14 protein-coding genes and 3 pseudogenes are annotated in these 21,822 nt (G+C 58.5%); 3 read left to right on the plus strand and 14 right to left on the minus strand.

The window, feature by feature from the left end; translation table 11 throughout:
• Nucleotides 1-12 precede the first annotated feature (12 nt).
• The 8 genes and pseudogenes from ACEPAJ_RS10800 to puuE form a co-directional block, all read right to left on the minus strand.
• Nucleotides 13-1,080, minus strand: coding sequence for a phosphotransferase family protein (locus ACEPAJ_RS10800; RefSeq protein ID WP_425914829.1), 1,068 nt, complete (start codon nt 1,078-1,080; stop codon nt 13-15).
• 256 nt (nt 1,081-1,336) lie between these two features.
• A complete protein-coding gene (locus ACEPAJ_RS10805; protein WP_425914830.1) occupies nt 1,337-2,188 on the minus strand; it encodes an outer membrane protein OmpK in 852 nt (283 codons plus the stop codon).
• Nucleotides 2,189-2,273: 85 nt separating this feature from the next.
• Nucleotides 2,274-3,770, minus strand: a complete 1,497-nt coding sequence (locus tag ACEPAJ_RS10810) for a nucleobase:cation symporter-2 family protein (protein WP_425914831.1) — start codon at nt 3,768-3,770, stop codon at nt 2,274-2,276.
• Between the two features lie 296 nt (nt 3,771-4,066).
• Nucleotides 4,067-5,422, minus strand: a complete 1,356-nt coding sequence (locus tag ACEPAJ_RS10815) for a nucleobase:cation symporter-2 family protein (RefSeq protein ID WP_425914832.1) — start codon at nt 5,420-5,422, stop codon at nt 4,067-4,069.
• Nucleotides 5,423-5,576: 154 nt separating this feature from the next.
• Entirely contained in the window at nt 5,577-6,863 is a 1,287-nt protein-coding gene (locus tag ACEPAJ_RS10820; RefSeq protein WP_425914833.1) for a urate hydroxylase PuuD, read from the minus strand.
• 48 nt (nt 6,864-6,911) lie between these two features.
• Entirely contained in the window at nt 6,912-7,415 is a 504-nt protein-coding gene (locus tag ACEPAJ_RS10825) for an ureidoglycolate lyase (protein ID WP_425914834.1), read from the minus strand.
• Between the two features lie 147 nt (nt 7,416-7,562).
• A pseudogene (gene uraD, locus ACEPAJ_RS10830) lies at nt 7,563-8,077 on the minus strand (2-oxo-4-hydroxy-4-carboxy-5-ureidoimidazoline decarboxylase).
• The gene (puuE, locus tag ACEPAJ_RS10835; RefSeq protein ID WP_425914835.1) at nt 8,074-9,018 is read right to left on the minus strand and encodes an allantoinase PuuE; all 945 of its coding nucleotides are present in this window, start codon (nt 9,016-9,018) and stop codon (nt 8,074-8,076) included. The pseudogene uraD and the gene puuE overlap by 4 nt, the downstream one beginning before the upstream one ends.
• 412 nt (nt 9,019-9,430) lie before the next feature.
• Here puuE and uraH point away from each other — a divergent pair, with 412 nt between their 5' ends.
• Nucleotides 9,431-9,784: a hydroxyisourate hydrolase gene (gene uraH, locus ACEPAJ_RS10840; RefSeq protein ID WP_322950183.1), complete on the plus strand. Its 354-nt coding sequence runs from the start codon at nt 9,431-9,433 to the stop codon at nt 9,782-9,784.
• A 144-nt stretch (nt 9,785-9,928) separates the two neighbouring features.
• Here the strand turns inward: uraH and ACEPAJ_RS10845 are convergent, their stop codons facing one another.
• Nucleotides 9,929-10,555, minus strand: coding sequence for a LysE family translocator (locus tag ACEPAJ_RS10845; protein WP_425914836.1), 627 nt, complete (start codon nt 10,553-10,555; stop codon nt 9,929-9,931).
• Nucleotides 10,556-10,626: 71 nt separating this feature from the next.
• Nucleotides 10,627-11,975: pseudogene (locus ACEPAJ_RS10850) on the minus strand (NCS2 family permease).
• 607 nt (nt 11,976-12,582) lie between these two features.
• On the opposite strand from ACEPAJ_RS10850, the gene ACEPAJ_RS10855 reads away from it, so the two are divergent.
• Nucleotides 12,583-13,341, plus strand: coding sequence for a GntR family transcriptional regulator (locus tag ACEPAJ_RS10855; protein ID WP_425914837.1), 759 nt, complete (start codon nt 12,583-12,585; stop codon nt 13,339-13,341).
• A 166-nt stretch (nt 13,342-13,507) separates the two neighbouring features.
• On the opposite strand, the gene ACEPAJ_RS10860 is transcribed toward ACEPAJ_RS10855, so the two are convergent.
• From ACEPAJ_RS10860 to ACEPAJ_RS10875, 4 genes and pseudogenes are all read right to left on the minus strand, one after another.
• The gene (locus tag ACEPAJ_RS10860) at nt 13,508-14,911 is read right to left on the minus strand and encodes an efflux transporter outer membrane subunit (protein ID WP_425914838.1); all 1,404 of its coding nucleotides are present in this window, start codon (nt 14,909-14,911) and stop codon (nt 13,508-13,510) included.
• A pseudogene (locus tag ACEPAJ_RS10865) lies at nt 14,908-18,085 on the minus strand (efflux RND transporter permease subunit). The gene ACEPAJ_RS10860 and the pseudogene ACEPAJ_RS10865 overlap by 4 nt, the downstream one beginning before the upstream one ends.
• Nucleotides 18,086-18,100: 15 nt before the next feature.
• On the minus strand, nt 18,101-19,342 hold the full coding sequence (mexE, locus tag ACEPAJ_RS10870; protein ID WP_425914839.1) for a multidrug efflux RND transporter periplasmic adaptor subunit MexE: 1,242 nt from the start codon (nt 19,340-19,342) through the stop codon (nt 18,101-18,103).
• A 164-nt stretch (nt 19,343-19,506) separates the two neighbouring features.
• Nucleotides 19,507-20,424: a LysR family transcriptional regulator gene (locus tag ACEPAJ_RS10875; RefSeq protein WP_425914840.1), complete on the minus strand. Its 918-nt coding sequence runs from the start codon at nt 20,422-20,424 to the stop codon at nt 19,507-19,509.
• A 262-nt stretch (nt 20,425-20,686) separates the two neighbouring features.
• Between ACEPAJ_RS10875 and ACEPAJ_RS10880 the strand changes: the two genes are divergently transcribed.
• On the plus strand, nt 20,687-21,700 hold the full coding sequence (locus tag ACEPAJ_RS10880; protein WP_425914841.1) for a zinc-dependent alcohol dehydrogenase family protein: 1,014 nt from the start codon (nt 20,687-20,689) through the stop codon (nt 21,698-21,700).
• Nucleotides 21,701-21,822: the final 122 nt, after the last annotated feature.

Below are 21,822 nucleotides of genomic sequence, written 5' to 3' on the forward strand. Positions count from 1 at the left end.
CTGTTCGGCCGTTTACAGCTGCGATTTATGGATGACCTGCAGGCTCATCTGCTCCAGCAGCTTGTTCATGTGAATGAACTGCGCGAAGCGTTTGTCCTGCGTCTGGCCATGGAAGTAGCGGTAGTAGATCTGCTGCACAATGCCAGCCAGACGGAACAGACCGTAGGTGTAGTAGAAATCGATGCTTTTGATCTCAATGCCTGAACGTTCGGCGTAGTAGTCGGCAAACTGCTGACGGGTCAGCATGCCCGGGGCATTGCTCGGCTGGCGGCGCATCAATTGTACCGGGGCCGGGTCGGCGGCTTCGATCCAGTAGGCGAGGGTGTTGCCCAGGTCCATCAGCGGATCGCCAATGGTGGTCAGCTCCCAGTCCAGCACACCGATGATCTCGCTGGGGTTTTGCGGGTTGAGAATCACGTTATCGAAGCGGTAGTCGTTGTGCACGATGCCGGGCTTGTGGTGGTCGCTGGGCATCTTGTCCTTGAGCCAGGCCTTGACCGGCTCCCACAGCGGCGCATCAGGCGTCAGGGCCTTGTCGTAGCGGTCACTCCAGCCGCTGATTTGTCGCTGCACATAGCCCTCGGGCTTGCCCAGGTCGCCTAGACCGCAGGCCTGATAGTCGACGTTGTGCAGCTCAACCATCTTGTCGATAAAGCTTTTGCACAGGTTGCGGGTTTGCTCTTCGCTGAAGTTCAGCTCGGCCGGCATCTCGGAACGCAGGATGATGCCGTTGACCCGCTCCATCACATAAAACTCACCGCCGATCAGCGACTCGTCCGTGCAGTGCACATAGGCTTTCGGGCAGTAGGGGAAACCGGCATTGAGCTGATTGAGGATGCGGTACTCGCGACCCATGTCGTGGGCGGATTTGGCCTTGTGGCCAAACGGCGGTCGACGCAGCACGAGTTCCTGATTTGGGTATTCGATCAGGTAGGTCAGATTCGATGCCCCGCCCGGGAACTGGCTGATGCGTGGCTCGCCGGTGAGGCCTGGGATATGCGCCTTGAGGTACTGGTCGATGACCGCTGCGTCGAGTTCTTCGCCTTCGCGGATACGGGTGGACTGGTCAGTAAGCGCCATGTTTATCCCTTCTGCTTATGATGGGTGCCTAACATAATTAGCTAATCTAATGCGCCAAGGCATCACCCACAACCATTATGGGATGTTATAGGCCAGCGTGTTGCTGCCTAATCAAGCGGCCTGATTGATCCTCTTATGACGTTTGCTGCAGGTCTACTCGCTGAACGTTCAGGCCGCACAATAAAAAAGGGGATGGCTGTTATGCCATCCCCTTTTTGTTCAGGTTGCCGCCTACCCGGCAACCCGCGTTAAGCGCTTAGAAGTGGTACTTCACCAGCGCCTGAAATGCGGTTTGATTAAACCCATGACCGGAACCATCAAGCGGCTTGGCGCCGTAGCGATTGCGCCACATATTGACCTCGGTACCGACGTACAGCTTACGGCCCTCGCCAAACAAGGCTTTGCCCGCATCCCATTTGACCTGAATCGAAGAGCCGACCGAGGTGCGGGTGTTGGAGGTCGACGTACCGGCGCGCCAGTCAATAAACCCGTCAACCAGGAAGTCCTGATCACCGACAGCGAAGGGCACGGCACCAGATAGGGTCAGTTGGTAAGTGTGTGCGTTGTGGTTGCCACGCGAATTGTCGAAATAGACGTTGTTGTTGGCTTTAACCCGGTACAGGTTGGCATTGAAGTAAGCAAAGCCTGGGACATTCCAGGCCGAGCCGATGCCGTACAGGTAGTTTTCTGTACCCGCGCCGCCATTGCCTTTCTCATAGGTAAAGGCGGCGTAGACATCCTTCAACGGGCCGGCAGCAAGCTTCTGACCGCTCAACCAGCTGAGGCTCACGCGTGGCGAAAACTCGACGTAATAGAAGTTGTCTTTCTCGTGATTGAAATCACCCCGGCGCGACTGCTTGTTATCGGCCAGCACGTAGTCGGCAAAACCGAATACATCGCCCCACACCCAGCCACTGGCATGTTCTGCTGTGAAGGTGGTTTGGGTTTTCTGCTGTTCGGCGTTGTATTGACCTCTGTTGAAGTTTTCGCCGTACAGGTAAGAAAGGCTGTTGTTCTGCCAAAGCAGGGCGTCAGCGGCGACCGCCTGCTGACAGCCGACAATACCGGCAGACAGCGCGATTAAGCGGGCTAGATACGTTGAGTTCATGCGATTTTCCTTATTATTGGGACGTGCATCGTTTCTCTGCACCCGGCAGCGAGCCGCCGGGTGTGTCTGGCGCGAACTAAGTCGCTCAGCCGGCGTTGTGAGCGCGGCCCGCGTGGTCGCGCAAGGCATGCGCAAGCGGTTCATGCTCATCGTTATGTGGGTTCTGCAGCACCGTGTGCAGATGCGCTTCGGGGTCGTAGAGATTGTCTTCTTGCGGAGCGTCTTCTTCGGGCAGGAACACGTTGAGCAGGATGGCGCTCAGGGCACCAATGGTGATTGGCGAGCCGAAGATGTTCTTCAGGAAGTCCGGCATTTGCGACAGCACGCCCGGTACTGCAGCCACGCCCAAACCGAGCCCGAGGGAGATGGCCACGATCAACACGTTGCGACGATGCAGCCCCGCTTCAGCCAGAATGCGGATGCCGGCCACCGCGACCGTGCCGAACATGATCAGTGTGGCACCGCCGAGTACGGGCTTGGGCATCAGTTGCAGCACGGCGCCGAGGGCGGGGAACAAGCCCAGCAGGACGAAGATACCCGCGATGTAATAGCCCACGTGACGACTGGCAACACCGGTAAGTTGGATCACTCCATTGTTCTGGCTAAAGGTGGTCATCGGCAGGCTGTTGAAGACCGCTGCCATTGCCGAGTTGCAGCCATCAGCCAGTACGCCGGACTTGATCCGTCGTAGATACAGCGGGCCTTGTACCGGCTGCTTGGAAATGATCGAGTTGGCCGTCAGGTCGCCGGCGGTTTCCAGCGGTGTGATCAGGAAGATAACGGCGATGGGTACAAACGCCAGCCAGTCGAAGCTGAAGCCGAACTTGAAGGGCACCGGTACGCTGACCAGCGGCACATCCGCCATATTGGCGAAGTCGACGCGGCCGGTGTACCAGGCTACGACGAAACCAAGAGCCAAACCGACAATCACCGCCGAGAGGCGCACCACCTGCGATTTGAAACGGTTAAGAATGATGATTGTGCACAATACCAGCGCCGCCAGCCCCAGGTGATGCAAGGCCCCCAGGTCTGGCGCGCCGTAGCCGCCGGCGATGTCGGTCATGGCCACTTTGATCAGCGACAAGCCAATCAGGCAAATAATGGTGCCGGTCACCACCGGGGTCACGATTTTGCGCAACTTGGTCATCACCTGGCTAAAGGCGATTTCCACGAAGGCCGCGCAGAAGCACACGCCAAATAAGGTCGAGAGAATTTCCTCGGGGCTACCGCCGCGGGATTTGACGATCATCCCCGCACTGAGAATCGCACTCAAAAAGGCGAAGCTGGTGCCCTGCAAGCACAACAGGCCGGAGCCAATCGGGCCAATACGCTTGGCCTGGACGAAGGTGCCGAGGCCCGACACAAACAACGCCATGCTCACCAGGTAGGGCACGTAGGCACCTAGGCCAAGCACGCTTCCGACAATCAGGGTGGGGGTGATGACGCCAACGAAGCTCGCTAGCACGTGTTGCAGCGCAGCAAAGAGGGCGGGGCCAAAGGAGGGGCGATCATCCAGCTGGTAGATCAGGTCGTTGCTGCGAGCAGACGGCGCTGCGGCGCTAGGGGTACTAGTCGTGGTCATATTTGAGCCTGCCAGTTGTTTTTATATGGTCATGGGCTTGGCGAGGCTTCACGGCGCCTCCGCTCTGGAGGCGAAAACAGTGTCCGCGCGCTCAGAGTGGTTCGACTATAGCAACCTGTGTACACATGAGAAAACAATTTATTTAATGATTGTGCACATAAAATGAATCGGCAGTCAGGTAGTCGCGTGCACAGTTAGTGCTCATGACGTGGTTGGTTGATCAGTATGGATTGGCACTATCTGCCCACAGCAAACAGCCCGGAAAACCGGGCTGTGGTTGCCTACAAACGAGGGGGTTAGTGGTGCGGGTGAGGGTTTAGCAACGCGGCGCGTTCCGGCCCGCCGAGGATGTTGAAGAGCAGGTTGAGTAGCACGGCGCTGATGGTCGCCAAGGCGATACCGCTGTGCGTGATGGGTTCTAACCACAGCGGCATGTGCGCGAAAAACTCCGGCCGCACAATCGGCGCCAGGCCCATGCCAATACTCACCGCCACCAGCAACTGGTTGCGACGGTCGGCAATATCCGCCTCTTGCAGAATCTTGATGCCCGTAGCCGCCACCATGCCAAACATGGCAATGCCCGCACCACCCAGTACAGCAGGAGGGATCGAGGCCACCAGGTAGGCGGCTTTAGGCAGCAGGCTCAAGCCAATCAGCAAGCACCCAGCGGCGGCCGTGACATAACGGCTGCGCACGCCCGTCATCTGCACCAGACCGATGTTCTGTGCAAAGGATGAGTGGGTGAAGGTGTTGAAGAAACCCGCGAAGAACGAGGCGCCGGCATCACACATCAGCCCACGACGGAGCATTTCAGGGGTGATTTCTTTACCTGTGACCTTACCGAGGGCAAGAAACATCCCGGTGGACTCAACAAAGATAATCACCACAACCAGGCACATGGAGAGAATCGGTGCCAAATGAAACTCAGGCATGCCGAAGTGCATCGGTTTGACCACGGCCAGCCAGGCGCTTTGCTCCAGGCCGCTGAGATCAACCATCCCCATGCCGCCCGCGACCACGTAGCCGATAAGCATTCCGATCAGCACTGAGACATTGACCCAGAAGCCACGCAGGAAGCGGTTGATCAGCAAGATGATCATCAGCACCAGAGCAGCAATGGCCAGGTACTGCAAGGCACCAAACTCAGTGGCGACACTGCCACCGCCGGCCCAGTTGAGCGCAACCGGAAACAGCGATAAACCGATGGAGGTAATCACCGTACCGGTTACCAGCGGTGGAAAGAAATGCACGATGCGCGACATAAAGGGCGCAATCAGCATGCCGAAAAAACCCGCGGCGATGGTCGCGCCGAAGATCCCCGGTAGGCCGATACCCGGCGAGCCAGCCATTGCCACCATGCTGCCAACGGCGGCAAAACTGGCGCCCATCATCACCGGCATCCGAATGCCCGCCGGGCCAAAGCCCAGTGATTGCACCAACGTGGCAACACCGGCCACCAGCAGGTCGGCGGTAATCAGAAAAGCGACTTCTTCACGGGACAGGCCAACGGCCTCACCGATGATCAAGGGCACCGCCACGGCGCCGCCGTACATCAACAACACATGCTGGATGCTCACCATAATCATCTGCAGAAATGGCAGGCGTTGATCAACCGCCGACACAGCGGTCGGTTGGGGGTTCAACTGGTTCATGCAAAAACCTCAGGCGCTTTTGTTTTTGTAAGTCGCTGTTCAATGCCCTGATTAAGTGCAGGGCATTGGAGTTGCAATGTTGCACCTGGCGCGAGGCCAGATTGGACACAAAAAAATGCCGCAACCTCATAGGCTGCGGCATCGGGGGTGTTGCTTAGTTAATCTGTGCGCCTTTTTCGATCCAGGCACCAATCAGGTCACGCTCTTCCTGAGTAATCTGAGTGATGTTACCCAGCGGCATAATTTGCGATGCCACACTCTGTGCGTGAATCTTGCCCACTTGCAGTTTGATCTGCTCCGGTGTGTCGAGCATAAAACCCAGTGGAGCCGCGCTGAACATTGGGCTGCTTGGGGTTGCCGAGTGGCACACCGTGCAGCGTTCCTGAATCACGGCGTAGACCTTGGCAAAATCCTCACTGACAGCAGCGCTCGCTGAATCAGCCGCAGGAGCCGCCGCGCTGGCTGTAGTGGCTTCTACTACTGGCGCCGCCTGGCTGTCTTCTTGAGCTGGGCTAACAACTGCTGCTTTAGGGGCTGCTGGTGTTACCGGTTTCGGGCCTGTGACATACGCCAGGCAGATCATGCCCAGTGCCGCAGCTGGCAGGGTCCAGACGTACTTGCTGCTGTCGTGACGGGTGTTGAAGTAGTGACGCACCAATACCGCCAGAATCGCGATACCCGCCAGGATCAACCAGTTGTACTGGCTGCCGTAGGTACTCGGGAAGTGGTTGCTGATCATGATGAACAGCACTGGTAGGGTGAAGTAGTTGTTGTGACGCGAACGCAGCAGGCCCTTGGCCGGCAGGGTTGGGTCAGGCGTGGTGCCGTCTTCGATGGCTTTAACCAGTGCGCGCTGTGCCGGCATGATGGTGAAGAACACGTTGCCAACCATGATGGTGCCGATGATGGCGCCAACGTGGATGTAGGCAGCGCGGCCGCTGAAGATATGGCTGAAGCCATAGGCCGCCGCAATCAGCAGGATGAACAGTACGGCGCCGAGCAGTGCAGGGCGTTTGCCCAATGCCGAATCGCAGAGGAAGTGATACGCCACGTAACCGGCAATCAGCGAACCAAAACCGATGGCAATGGCGGTAACTGGAGCCATGTCACTGCCGGGGGCAATCAGGTACAGGCTAGGGTTGAGGTAGTAAACCACCAGCATCAGGGCCACGCCCGACAGCCAGGTGAAATAGGCTTCCCATTTGAACCAGTGCAGGTTCTCCGGCATTTTCGGTGGGGCCAGTTTGTATTTTTCCAGGTGGTAGATACCGCCACCGTGGATCGCCCATAAGTCGCCGGACAGGCCATCCCGCGGGTTGCTGCGGTTAAGGTTGTTTTCCAGCCAAACGAAATAGAAGGATGCGCCGATCCAGGCAACGCCGGTGATCATATGCACCCAGCGAATGCTCAGGTTTAGCCACTCAGTCAAATGTGCTTCCACAATCAGTACCTCATTCCCAGTGCCGACACGCCGGCGTCTGGGCTTCTCTTATAGGTGGGGGGCGAGGAGCAGTTGCTCGTCGTCGGTGAAGAAATGCTCATCGCAGTTGTTACCAGAACCACTGCGATCAACCACCAGGAAGTCATCCCGCTTTTCGATCGTCAGCACCGGGTGGTGCCAAACGCCGCGATGGTAATTGACGCCTTGCCGACCATTACTACGGAAGGCACGGACTAACCCTGATACAGGTGCATCGCCAACGGGCGCGACCACGATCAGAAAGGGGTTGCCGAGCAGCGGTATAAACGCTTGGCTGCCCTGCGGATGTCGCTCCAGCATGCGCACAGTCAATGGCATCGGCACTTGTTCGGCACTGAAAATGCTGATGATCGCCTTATCGTCTGGCTGGGTGGTCTCGACCGTAGCCAGTTTGTGATAGCGGCGAGTCGAGCCATTGTTGATCATGAAAAATTCGCTGCCTTCGGTTTCGATGACATCACCAAAGGGGGCGAACGCTTCTTTGCTTAATGGCTCAATGATCAAATTGCGCATGTGGGTCTTCTTATCGGTTGCGTATAAACCATGCCTGTTGCCGGGCGTGGGCTTTATGTCGGCGGGGCCGTCGTCGTGATTAACGTCACAAGACCGGCACCAGGGTTCCGACGGTGCTTACTCGACTACGCGCAGGACCTCTGCGGTTTACAGCTGCTGCAGGCGGAACAGTGCGATCTTGTTGATCTCAGCCAGGGCGCAGGCGAACTCTTGCTCCGGGGAGTTATGAATACGCTCCTCGAAAGCCGCCAGGATCTGGTGCCGATTGCTGCCTTTCACCGCCATGATGAAGGGGAAGCCGAACTTGGCTTTGTAAGCATCATTCAGCGTGGTGAAGCGGACAAACTCCTCGGCGGTGCATTCATGAATGCCCGCACCGGCCTGCTCTGATGTCGACGAGGCGGTCAATTCACCCTGTACCGCGGCTTTGCCGGCGAGGTCCGGGTGAGCATTGATCAGGGCCAGCTGCTCAGCATGGCTGGCGCTGAGCAACAGGTCGGCCATGCGCTGATGCAAGCCGTCGATCTCGTTGATGCTGTCATCCAAACCCAGGTCATAGGCTTTTTCGGCGACCCAGGGTGAATGCTCATAGATGTCGGCAAATACCGTAACGAATTCTTCCCGGCTGAGTTGCGACGGGTCAGGGTTTGAAAACGGTTCATTTCGAGAGCTCCTTGCTAGCCTGCTCGTTAAAGGGGTGAGTCGCATGCCAGTGCTTGGCAATGTCGACACGGCGGGCACACCAGACTTGCTCGTGGCTTTGCACGTATTCGATAAAACGCGCCAGCGATGCCAGGCGCGCAGGGCGGCCGAGCAAGCGGCAATGCATACCGATGGTGAGCATCTTCGGCGCGCCGGCCACGCCTTCGGCGTAGAGCACATCGAAGGCATCTTTGAGGTATTGAAAGAAATCGTCGCCGGTATTGAAACCCTGCACCTGGGTAAAGCGCATGTCGTTGGTGTCCAGGGTGTAGGGGATCACCAAGTGCGGTTTGGCCGCGGTGCTGGCCGGGTCCCAGTAGGGCAGGTCGTCGTCGTAGGTGTCGCTGTCATACAGGAAGCCACCTTCCTCGCGCACCAGGCGGCGGGTATTCGGCCCAGTACGACCGGTGTACCAACCCTGCGGCCTCTGGCCTGTCAGCTCAGTCAGGATGCGGATGGCTTCGTGCATGTGCTCGCGCTCTTCGGCTTCGCTCATGTTCTGGTAGTCGATCCAGCGGTAGCCGTGGCTGCAGATCTCGTGGCCTGCGTCAGCCATCGCCTTGATCGCATCTGGGTGACGCTGCGCGGCCATGGCCACGGCAAAGATGGTCAGCGGGATGTTGTGTTTCTGGAACAGACTCAGCAAACGCCAGACGCCGGCACGGCTGCCATACTCGTAGAGCGATTCCATGCACAGGTTGCGCTGGCCTTGCAGCGGCTGCGCGGAAACCATCTCGGAGAGAAACGCCTCGGATTCCTTGTCGCCGTGCAGGATGTTGCGCTCGCCGCCTTCCTCGTAATTGAGAACAAACGACAGGGCGATGCGCGCGTCATTCGGCCAATGCGGGTGGGGCGGGTTGTTGGCGTAACCGATCAGGTCGCGTGGGTAGTCAGCGCTCACTGCAGTCTTCCTTCTTGCTATGTGTGGCGGTCATTGGGCAGGCATAAATGCATTGCGCGACCGTGATGGGGTAATTGTATACAAAACACATTGCATCTTGTAAATCTAAAAATCACTTATTTTTCTAAATCTTGCCGAAATGCAAAAACTGTCCAGTGCGCCAGCTCTTACTGCACAAAAGCAGCACCTATATAGCTTATAGCTTGTCTGCTGCCCGCGTAGGAGATGATTAAAAGGATGAATGACCTTAATATTGTGTACAGTTTTTTATAAAACTGTCTTATTTTTGTTTTTCTGCATGCTATGCTTCAGCTCAGTCAAGGCTGCTTAGCCTGATAAATCTGCCGAATTCCATAAAAGTAGAGGAGGAGTGGCGTCTGTGCTTGCTTGTCTGCGCAGGTGCCCACACGCGATGGGACGATTGACCACACACGTACTGGATGCTGCCCATGGTTGCCCTGGCAGCGAACTGAAGATCGAGCTGTATCGCGTTGCAGGCAATCAACTTGAACTGCTTAACAGCGTTGTCACCAACCACGACGGCCGCTGTGATGCGCCCGTGTTGCAGGGTGATGATTACCGCAGCGGTGTGTATCAGCTGCATTTTCACGCTGGCGATTACTACCGTGCGCGTGGCGTTACCTTGCCGGAACAGGCATTTCTCGATGTTGTCGTGCTGCGCTTTGGCATTGATGCCGGGCAGGAGCATTACCACGTGCCGCTGCTGATTTCCCCTTACAGCTACTCCACCTACCGCGGTAGCTGAACCGAATGCTTGTCACCCTCTGACTCAGTTTAAGAGTCCCTAGCCCGTACACACTGCGGGCTTTTTTTCGTCTGCAATTTTCCTCAACCGTAAACCGCCTCACGTGCAGGCCAGGCGCCTCGGCGTGCACGTCCGCCTCTGTGCTTAGCGGCTGAGGAGCGAGACGGTGCCAGCGCCACCGAATAGTGCAGCGCTGGTACGGTTGAACCACACCTGGCCATTACCCGAAAGCAGGTAACGCGCAGCCCCTTGGGCGCTGAGGGCGTAGAGCAATTTGCAGGCCAGATCCAGCACCGCCCAGGTGGCGATCATCACCAGCAGCTGGTTGAGCAGGGAGCGCTCAGCGCTGAGAAACTGTGGCAGGAGGGCCGCGAAGAACAGAATGTCTTTGGGGTTACTGGCCCCCAACCCGAAGGCTTTCAAAAACATGCTGCGAGAGTGCGGCGTGATCGGTTGCTCATCAGCAGCTAAGGGTTTAACGGCCTGCCGCGAGGCTTGCCAGCTTTGCCAGGCGAGATAGAACAGGTATAGCGCACCGACTATTTTCAGCACACTAAACAGCTGCTCCGACGCCAACAGCAGGGCCCCAAGACCGAGTGCCGAGGCGCTCAACAGGCAGATCGATGCCAACACACCGCCCATAAACGCTGGCACCGAGCGGCGCAGACCATAGTTCAAGCTGTTACTCACCATCAGCAGCGACAGCGGCCCTGGAATCAAGATCACCACCAGTGCAGTGCTTGCAAACAACAGCCAGGTATCCAGGCTCATTACCCATTCTCCAGTTGATGAAAAGCCCCAGCATAAAGTGCCGGGGCTTAGGTGTTAGTCCGCGAGCCTTCTTAAAGGAAGGCGAACTTGGCAATAAAGATGATGCACAGCACGTACAGGCTGACTGACACTTTATCGCGCTGACCGGTAAGCAGCTTCAGGGTTGCATAGGTCAGGAAGCCTAGGGCAATACCGTTAGCGATGGAGAAGGTCAGCGGCATCATCACCACGGTAACGATCGCGGGGATGCTATCGGTGCTGTCTTTCCAGTCGATGTGCGCCATTCCGCTCATCATCAGCATTGCCACATAAATCAGCGCGCCAGCGGTGGCATAGGCGGGGATCATCCCGGCCAGTGGCGCGAAGAACATCGCCGCCAGAAACAGCACACCAACCGTTACCGCCGTCAGCCCAGTGCGGCCACCCGCGGCTACGCCGGCAGCACTTTCCACATAACTGGTGACGGGCGGGCAACCCACCAGAGAGCCGATCACGCTGGAGGTACTGTCGGCTTTCAGCGCCTGCGAGAGGTTCTGAATCTTGCCGTCTTCATCGACCAGATTGGCGCGGTGAGCAACCCCCATCAGGGTGCCGGCCGTGTCGAACATGTTCACGAAGAGGAACGACAGCACCACGCTGATCATCGAAATCTGGAAGGCACCGGCAATATCCATCGCCAGGAAGGTTGGCGCCAAGCTTGGCGGCATCGAAACCAGGCCGGTGTACTCAACCATGCCCATGGCCATACCGATCCCAGTGACTGCCAGCATGCTGAACAGGATCGCACCGAACACATTGCGGTGGCTTAGCACCGCAATCAGCAGGAAGCAGATGGCGGCCAGCAGCGCATTCGGGTTGGCAAAGCTGCCCATGGTCAGCAGTGTGGCCTGGCTGTCGACAACGATACCGGCGGTTTTCAAGCCAATCAGCCCGAGGAACAAACCAACCCCGCGCCCATGGCAAAGCGCAGGCTCATGGGGATGCTATTGAGCAGCCATTCACGAATGCGCGACAGGCTCATGATCATAAACAGGATGCCGGAAAGGAATACTGCACCGAGGGCGGTTTCCCAGCTGTAGCCCATGTCGCCGACGACAGTGAAGGTAAAAAACGCGTTCAACCCCATGCCGGGCGCCAGGCCGACTGGCCAGTTGGCGTAGAGGCCCATCAAGAAACAGCCCAAGGCCGCGCCAACGCAGGTCGCGACAAACGCGGCCCCCTGATCAACACCGGCTATTGCCATGATGCTGGGGTTAACAAAGATGATGTAAACCATGGTGAAAAACGTGGTTATGCCGGCAATCACCTCGGTTTTGAGGCTAGTGCGGTGTTCGGTCAGCTTGAAGAAGCGGTCAAGCAGGCCAGGTTTGCTCAGGCCTTGTATCTGTGTCGCCGATTTTTCTTGTTTAGCGCTTTCCACAGGGATACTCCTCATCTCTTGTTGTGTGCCACCCAAAGCCTTTACTGCGCACTGCTCGGCCCTCTGAGGCAGGTGGTGTTTTTAGTTTGTTGGCGCACTTAGCTGACCAAGAGGTCAAGAAATAACGCTGAGGCCGATTATGATGTTGTATACAAAAAAAGCAAATACTGTTTCTGGCTAAGGCAAGGGTGTGTACGGCTCGGTTATTCGAGCGTGAGCAGCTGCTTCACTGAGGCCTATACAGCGCACTAAGTTGTCTGCTCGGGGAGGTTTTTCTGGCTTGTGAGCGATTCGATTACGCCATGGCGAATTACCATCGACGGGGCATAGCCGCGTTTTGCTTGCGCCGCCATTTAGCAAAAATAGGCACGCAGCGCTGTCTCGAAAAAATTGGCCTGGACGCTGCGCAAGGGAATTGTCCTGAAAGCAGGTGTACATGCATGTTTACAGGCTTGTTATGCTTTGGTAGATATGCACGCATTGGTTACATTGTGTACAATGCAAGCACTTTTTATCTGTAACTTTTCACTGACTGCTGCTTGCCAAGGATGGCAACATCCAGGGGAGTTGCATGAGCAACCGCCGAACCTTGACCACGCGAGCCACAATGAACGAACAATTGCAGCCCCTTAAGAAGCAGACGCGCGAGGGTAAGACTACTCGCAGCGGGACTCAGGACGATGTCGTGTACGCCCATATCTTCGATGCCATTCTTGAGCAGCGCCTGGCGCCTGGTACCAAGCTCAGCGAAGAAGCCCTCGGTGAAATCTTCGGCGTTAGCCGCACCATTATTCGTCGCGCCTTGTCGCGCCTGGCCCACGAAGGCGTGGTACTACTGCGCCCTAACCGTGGCGCGGTAGTGGCCAGCCCCGGTGCAGAAGAAGCGCGGCAGATCTTCTATGTGCGCCGCATGATTGAGCGCGCCATTACCGAACTGGCCTGCAAAAACGCCAAACCCGAGCACATCGCTGCGTTGCGTCAGATGGTGATGGATGAGCGCGAGTGCTTCGCCCGTGGTGATCGCGGCATGGGCATTCGTCTGTCGGGCGAGTTCCACCTCAAACTGGCAGAAGCCGCTGGCAACCTGACCTTGCTGGGTTTTTTGCGCAGCCTGATTTCGCAGACCTCGCTGATCATCGCGCTGTATGAAAGCAACAGCCGTGCGCATTGCTCGGATGCCGAGCACGACCAGGTGATTGATGCCATCGAGGCCGGCAATGTGGATGTGGCCGTAGACCTGATGATGCGCCACATGGACAGCGTTGACGCCAAACTCAACCTAGACGGCGATACCGCATCAGATGATTTGCACGCGGTGTTCTCACACCTGCTACCGAACACCAAGAAAAAAGCCGCCAGCCGCTGAGCAACCTAGCGCAGATAGGCTAAAGGCAATGGCTACGGCTTAACGCGTGCAGTCGCTGCTGCTATAGATCGCTCAGTTCCCCGCGCATAAAAAACCCCACGGCAAGGAGCAACTGCCGTGGGGCGAAAAATTGGCTGGCTGAGCCAGCCGAGTCTCAAAGCCAGTGTTAAGCGTTCGGCTCCCAGCCACCGCCAAGCGCCTTGTAAATAGCGACAATTGCGCGATACAGCTCGACCTCCGCCTGAGCTTGGGCGTCTTCGGCGCTTAGGCGTTCGCGTTCGGCGTCGAGCAATACGAGGAAGTCCACTTCACCTTCGCGGTAGCGCACGCGGGCTTGTTCGGCTGCGGCGCGGCTTGCGTCGGATTGGCGTAGCAGGGCCAGTAGCCGCTGCTGGCGTTTACCGTAATCGCTAAAGGCGTTGGCGGATTCTTCCAGGGCTAGCAGCACTTGTTGCTCATAGTTGGCCAGCGCGCCATCGGCTTCGGCTTCGGCCCCGCGCATACGTGCACGCACGCTGCCCAGATCAAACGCTGCCCAACTCATAGTCGGTGCCAGGCCCCAGGCTTGCGCTGCAGATGAACCCAGCTGCGAGCCACGCCCGGCGGTAAAGCCGAGGAAGCCGGACAAACTCACCCGTGGGAACAAGTCCGCCGTGGCCACACCGATATTGGCGGTGGCGGCGGCCAGTTGCCGTTCGGCCGCACGGATATCCGGGCGGCGGCGCAGCAACTCGCCGGGGTCGCCAACCGGTAGTGCTTTGGCAATGGCAGGCAGGTCCTGAGCCGAGAGGTCCACACTCAATTGGTCGGGGCGTTGGCCGAGCAGGGTGGCGATGCGGTGCTTGGCGCGCTGCTGTTCGGCCTGCAGTTGCGGCAGGCTGGCTTCAGTGCCTGCCAGGCGCGCATCGCTGCGCAGCACATCGAGCTGGCTACCGATGCCGGCTTCGCGCAGTTGCTCGGTGATGGCACGGGATGCTTGCTGATTCTTCAGGTTGTCGCGGGCAATGCGTTCACGCAGTTGCGCACCACGCAGGCTGCCGTAGGCATCCACCAGCTCGGCGATCAGGCTGACCTGCAGTTGCTGATAATCCGCTTCGGCCACGTCCAGTTCGGCGTCGCTGGCTTCCAGTTGGCGCTGAATGCGGCCAAACAGATCCAGTTCCCAGAGCATGTCCAGGCCCAGGTCGTAGCGTTCGCTGCGCACGCGCTGCTCGGTGATGCCGGGTTGCTGGGCTTTACCGAAATCACCGCTGGCGCGGCTGGTGATGGTCGGCAACTGGTCGTTGCCAAGGTCATCACGGATCGCTTGGGCCGCACGCAGGCGGGCAAAGGCCACGCGTAGCTGGCGGTTTTCCTGCAGGGACTGTTGCACCAACTGGTTAAGGGTTGGGTCATCGAACTGCTGCCACCAACTGACTTCGAAGCGCGAACGATCGTAGTTGCTGCTTTGTGTTGCGCTCAGCTGGGCGGCCTCCGTTTGCGGTGCCTGGTAGTCTGGGCCGACAGCACAGGCTGTCAGCGCAAAGCTCAGCAGGCTGATGGCCAGGGGCTTGGCATTGACTGTTTTCATGCCTGCACCTCCTGCAAACGAGCCACTTTCTGCGCTTCGCGCTTCTCCACAAAGGCACGGATCAGCACATAGAACAGCGGGTCAGCAGCAGGCCGAAGAAGGTCACCCCAAGCATGCCGCTGAATACCGCAACGCCCATGGCGTGACGCATTTCCGCACCGGCACCCGAGGACAGCACCAGTGGCACCACGCCCATAATGAAGGCGAAGCTGGTCATCAGAATCGGCCGCAGACGCAAGCGGCAGGCTTCCAATACGGCGCTGACGCGGTCCATGCCTTCTTCCTGCTTTTCCTTGGCGAACTCGACGATCAGGATGGCGTTCTTACAGGCCAACCCCACCAGTACGATCAGTCCGATCTGGGTAAAGATGTTGTTGTCGCCACCAGCCAGGATGACCCCGGTAATGGCTGACAGCAGGGTCATCGGCACGATCAGGATCACCGCCAGCGGCAGGCTCCAGCTTTCGTACTGAGCGGCCAGTACCAGGAAGGCCAGCAGTACGCAGAGCGGGAAGACGAAGATCGCGCTGTTACCGGCAAGGATCTGCTGGTAGGTCAGGTCGGTCCACTCGAAGCTCATGCCGTTGGGCAGTTCCTCCTTGAGCAGTTTGGCCATCGCTGCCTCGGCCTGGCCGGAGCTGTAGCCCGGGGCTGCCGCGCCGTTGATTTCGGCGGTGAGGAAGCCGTTGTAATGCATCACCCGATCCGGCCCGGAGCTGGCACTGACCTTGAGGAAGGCTGACAGCGGAACCATTTCGCCACGGTTGTTGCGGACCTTGAGCTGGCCGATTTGCTCCGGTTCTAGGCGGAACTGCTGCTCGGCCTGCACGTTGACCTGATAGGTACGGCCAAAGCGGTTGAAGTCGTTGGCGTACAGCGAACCCAGGTAAATCTGCATGGTGTCGAAGATGTCGCTGATCGCGACGCCGTGGGTCTTGGCCTTTTCGCGGTCGATGGCGGCATCGATCTGCGGCACATTCACCTGGTAACTGGTGAACACCGACATCGGGTCCAACTCCGGCAGCGCGCGGGCCTTGGCGATGACGTTCTGGGTTTGTACGTACAGCTCGTCATAACCCAAGTTGCCACGGTCCTGCACCTGCAGGCGGAAGCCGCCGATGGTGCCCAGGCCTTGTACCGGAGGTGGCGGGAAGATCGCCAGGTAGGCTTCCTGAATCCCGGAGAACTGGCCGTTAAGCTCGGAGGCAATGGCGCCGGCGGACATGTTCTCGCCCTTGCGTTGATCAAAGTCTTTCAGGGCGACGAAGACGATGCCGCTGTTGGGGCTATTGGTAAAACCATTGATCGACAGACCCGGGAAGGCAATGGTGTTTTCCACGCCGGGATGTTTGCCGGCGATTTCCGACATGTTTTTGATCACCGCTTCGGTGCGGTCCAGGGTGGCCGCGTCGGGCAGTTGTGCAAAGGCCACCAGATACTGCTTGTCCTGCGCCGGTACGAAGCCGCTTGGCGTTGTGGCAAAGCCCAGGTAGGTCAGGCCCATCAAACCTGCGTACAACACCAACGCGATACCGCTACCGCGCAGCACGCGCTTAACGGTGCCGACATAACCATGGCTGGCGCGGTCGAACAGGCGGTTGAAGGGTTGAATAACCAGCCGCTAAACAGCCTGTCGAGCAGCTTGGAGAAGCGGTCTTTCGGTGCGTCGTGGCTTTTCAGCAATACAGCGGCCAGGGCAGGGGACAGGGTCAGCGAGTTGAAGGCCGAGATCACCGTGGAGATGGCAATCGTCAGGGCAAACTGTTGATAGAACTGTCCGGTCAGGCCGGAAATAAAGGCGGTGGGGATAAATACCGCGCACAGTACCAAGGCCGTGGCAACGATGGGCCCGGTGACTTCCTTCATCGCCTGCTGGGTGGCTTGCACGGGTGTTTTGCCCAGGCCGATATTGCGCTCGACGTTCTCCACCACAACGATGGCGTCGTCCACCACGATGCCGATGGCCAGCACCAAACCGAACAACGACAGGGCGTTGAGCGAGAAGCCAAACATGTGCATCACGGCGAAGGTGCCGATCAGCGATACCGGTACCGCAGCCAGCGGAATGATCGATGCGCGCCAGGTTTGCAGGAACAGAATCACCACCAGCACCACGAGGATGATGGCTTCGAGCAGGGTGTGCACCACTGCCTCGATGGAGCCACGCACGAAGATGGTTGGGTCGTAGACGATTTCGTAGTCCACGCCCTGCGGGAAGCTCTGCTTCAGCTCCGCCATACGCGCCCGCACTGCATCGGAAATCTCGATGGCGTTGGAACCGGGGCGCTGGAATACCGGAATGGCGACTGCCGGTTTGTTGTTCAGCAGGGAGCGTAAGGCGTACTGGCTGGAGCCCAGTTCGATCCGTGCGATGTCTTTCAAGCGAGTGATTTCGCCGTTTTCACCGGCGCGGATGATGATGTTCTCGAATTCTTCCTCAGTGACCAAGCGGCCCTGGGTGTTGATCGACAACTGAAAGCTGTTGCCCGCATCCGACGGTGGCGCACCGAGCGAGCCTGCAGCGATCTGGCGGTTTTGCTCACGGATGGCGTTGACCACGTCAGAAGCCGTCAGGTTGCGCGAAGCGACCTTATTTGGGTCCAACCACACGCGCAGCGAGTAATTGCCCAGGCCGAACAGCTGTACATCACCCACGCCATCGAGGCGCGCGAGCTCATCTTTGACGTTGAGGGCGGCGTAGTTGGACAGATACAGCATGTCGTAACGGTCGTCGGGCGAGGTCAGGTGCACGACCATGGTCAGGTCAGGCGAGGCTTTGTCGACGGTTACGCCGAGGCGCTGCACTTCGGTGGGCAAGGTCGGCATGGTGCGGGTCACACGGTTCTGCACCTGCACCTGCGCCTTGTCCAGATCAGTGCCGAGGGCGAAGGTCAGCGTCAACGTCATCTTGCCGTCGGCCGTGCCTTGCGAAGACATATACAACATACCTTCTACGCCGGTAATCGCCTGCTCCAGCGGCGAGGCGACGGTCTCACCGATCACCTTTGGGTTGGCGCCGGGGAAGGTGGCGCGTACGACCACGGTGGGTGGCACCACTTCCGGGTATTCGCTGATAGGCAGCTGGAACAGCGAGATGGCCCCGCCGATCAGGATCAGCAAGGACAGCACCGCGGCGAAGATCGGCCGCTGAATAAAGAATTGCGAGAAATTCATCGTCGTTCTACCTATTTAGCCGCGTGGCGCAGTGCTGGCTGGGCTGTTTTTCACGGCGAGCCCGCGCGGGTTATACCGCTCGATGGCTTGGCGCTGCTCGGTCAGCATGGCCTGGGTCTGCTCATCGGCCATGGGCACGTTTTGCGGATCAACCGTGGCACCAGGGAAGGCGCGTTGCAGGCCGTTGACCACGATCTTTTCGCCCTTGGCCAGGCCACTGCGCACGATGCGCAGCCCCGCCAGCTTTGGCCCCAGCTCAATGGCGCGATACTGCACGGCGTTGTCCTTATCGAGGACCAGGACGAACTTCTTGCCGAGGTCGGTGCCGACGGCTTCGTCCTTAATTAGCGCGGCGGCGTATTGACTGCTGCCGACCAACTTGAGGCGCGCGTAGAGGCCAGGGGTGAAGCGCCCGTCACGGTTGTCGAATACCGCTCGACCACGGATGGTGCCGGTTTGCGGGTTGACCTGGTTGTCGAGAAAGTCCAGCTGCCCCTGGTGTGGATGGCCTTCTTCGCTGGACAGCCCCAGGTACACCGGGCTGGCATCGCGGGCCTGGCCACCGGCCTGGCGCGCCAACTCGACATACTTGAGGAACACGCGCTCATCGGCATCGAAATAGGCGTAGACCTTGTCGGTACTGACCAGCGTGGTGAGGTGGCTTTGCCCGGCATTTACCAGGTTGCCTTCGGTTATTTCCGCACGGCTGACGCGACCATCAATCGGCGCTGTGACGCGGGTAAAGCTGAGGTTGAGGCGGGCGTTATCCAGTTCTGCCTGGATGCCCGCTACAGCGGCCTTGGCTTCTGCCGCAGCGCTTGCGCGGGCATCGGCGAGCTCGGCAGAGATAGCGTTGCTCTGGCGCAAACGCTCGCCGCGACGGGCTTCACTTTGGGTGCGCGCAAAACTGGCGCGGGCTTGTTGCAGTTGGGCCTCAAGGCGTTTGACTTCGGCCTGGAACGGCCGCGGGTCGATCTGGAACAGTAGGTCGCCTTTCTTCACCAGGCTGCCTTCGTTGAAGGCTACGCGGTCAACGAAACCGGATACACGTGGGCGAATATCGACTGATTCTGGCGCTTCCAGCCGGCCGGTGAACTCGTCCCACTCATTGATCGGCTGTTCGATAACGTCGGCCACGCTGACTTTGGCTGCAGGCATTTGCTGTGCACTTTCAGGTGCTTTGCCACAGGCGCTCACTACCAGCACCGCGGCAAGGGCGAGGGGGAAATGCCAGAGGTTCTTATTGGACTGTTCCATGTGTACTTCCGCCAGAGGGTGTTTTGAGGAGGCGGAGTCTGCAGCGAGGGCTCTATTGCGACGAATCGAACGATTCGAAGGTATGTATCAATCAGATTGATTATCTACAGGCTTGTATCGACAAACGCATATGTGAGCAAGTCCTGGTTCTGTGCTTAACCGGCCTACTCAACGCTATCGGGGTCGCCGCAGAACATCTGGATACGCGAGCGCAGCCAACGTTCGGCCGGGTCATTGTCCTGAGCGCCGCGCCAGGCCATGTGCAGCTCAAAGGTTTGCGCCGGTATGGGCAGTTCTTCAGCGCGCACACCACCCGCCGCACTGAGTGCAGCGGCGGTGTAGTCCGGTACGGTGGCGATAATATCGGTGCCGGCGAGCAGGGTGCCCAGGCCATTGAACTGGGGGAGGGCGATCACCACGCGGCGCTTGCGCCCGAGTTTTTCCAGTTCCACATCAATAAAACCACTGAGGTCGCCGGCAAACGACACCAGCGCGTGCGGGCGCTCACAGTAATCATCCAGGCTAAGCGCGCCTGGGGCGCTGTCGGCGCGCAGCAATTTTGGTTTGCTACGGCGCAGGACCTTGCGCTTGGCATTGGCCGGCAACTCTTCGGTATAGGCAACGCCGACGGAAATTTCGCCGGAGGCCAGCAAAGCCGGCATCAGCAAGTAATTGGTGCGGCGAATTACCAGCACCACACCTGGCGCTTCAGCCCGTAGGCGCTTGATCAGCGGCGGCAGCAGACCAAACTCGACGTCATCCGACAGGCCAATGCGAAACACTGCATTACTGGTCGCCGGATGAAATTCTGCGGCGCGGCTGACGGCGGTGGAAATTGAATCCAGCGCCGGTGAGAGCAGGGCAGCAATTTCCATGGCCCGTGCAGTCGGTTCCATGCTGCGGCCAGTGCGCACAAACAGCGGATCATCAAACAAGCTGCGAAGACGGGCGAGGGCGGCGCTGATGGCCGGCTGACCGAGAAACAGTTTTTCCGCCGCACGGGTCACGCTGCGTTCATGCATCAGCGTTTCAAAGACGATCAGCAGGTTGAGATCGACGCGGCGAAGATCGTTACGGTTCATCCGGTGTCCATTATCGAGTGGCTGCGGTTTTACAAGCGAGTCAGGCTAATGCTGAATGCCGCTTACAGGCAATATGCAGACGCAAATCAAACGCTGGCGCCGCATCATCATCGACAAGCATGGTGAATATCAGCCCCGAGCGGTGGAATTGCTGGCCAGGCCCGGATAAAGTCCGTGGCCATAAGCGGTCGCCTGTAATTGTTTAGCGCACACCTGCGTACCAGTTACCACGACCTGAATGGGTCAACCGAAGAGGTTTGCGATGTCCCGCATAGTGCGTTTCCATGAGTTTGGTGAGGCTGATGTCCTCAAGATCGAAGAGCGTAACGTCCCTGCACCGGTAGCGGGCGAAGTGCTAGTCGGTGTTGAAGCCGTGGGCGTCAGCTGGCACGACGTACTCTGGCGGCAGAACCTGGCACCTACGCTGGCACAGTTGCCTGCTGGCCTCGGCCATGAAGTCGCCGGTGTGGTGTTGGCGGTTGGCGATGGGGTCAGTGATCTGGCCGTGGGCGATCGGGTTGCCAGCTTCCCAGGGCACAGCGCCAATCGCTATCCCAGCTACGCCGAGCACGTGGTTTTACCGCGCAGCTCTCTGGTCCGTTACCCCGCTAATCTGACCGCGCAACAGGCGGCCGTGCACTATCTGCCATCGATGGTGGGCTGGCTCGGTTTTGTTGAACTGGCGCATCTACAGCCGGGTGAAACGGTCTTGGTAACCGCCGCCAGTCGCTGCTGGGGGCCGTATATTGTGCAGATGGGCAAAGCCTTGGGTGCCCACGTTATCGCCGCCACAGCCTATGCCGAAGACAGCGAGTTTCTTAAACAGCTGGGCGCCGATCACATCATCCTTACCGAGGAGCAGGATCTGGTGAGCCGCGTCAGTAAACTCACGGATGGGCGTGGCGTTAATGTGGTGATGGACGCCTTGGGTGGGCCACAAATGTGCCTGCTGGGTGATGCCATCGCACCGCGTGGTCGGCTGATTTTATTCGACCTACAAGGCGGCAATGAAACGCCATTCCCAGCCTGCGCGGCGTTCCAGAAGAATATTCAGTTCTTCGTCCATTGCATCGGTAACTTCACCGGCAAGGAGGAGCTAAATATTCCGCAAGATAAGGTGGCGGTGGCCAAGGCTGTGCAAGGCATTAATCAGCTGACAGCCGATGGTTTGATCAAGCCACTGATCGACAAGGTCTTCAGCTTCGACGATGTGATCGCCGCCCATCGCTATATGGAAACCTGCCCGAGCCGTGGCCGAGTGCTGTTACAGGTTTAACCGCTGCCTGGCAAAAACACGCCAGCATGCGGGGTAGGGCACGCCACTCTAAACAAGGGGGCAGCGTTAACCCATGTGGCGTTTAAAGCCGCTCTGGTTGGGCCTGCAGCTTCATTGAGCTG

The organism is Pseudomonas sp. GWSMS-1 (genome assembly GCF_049847425.1).
In the GTDB taxonomy this organism is placed as follows: domain Bacteria; phylum Pseudomonadota; class Gammaproteobacteria; order Pseudomonadales; family Pseudomonadaceae; genus Aquipseudomonas.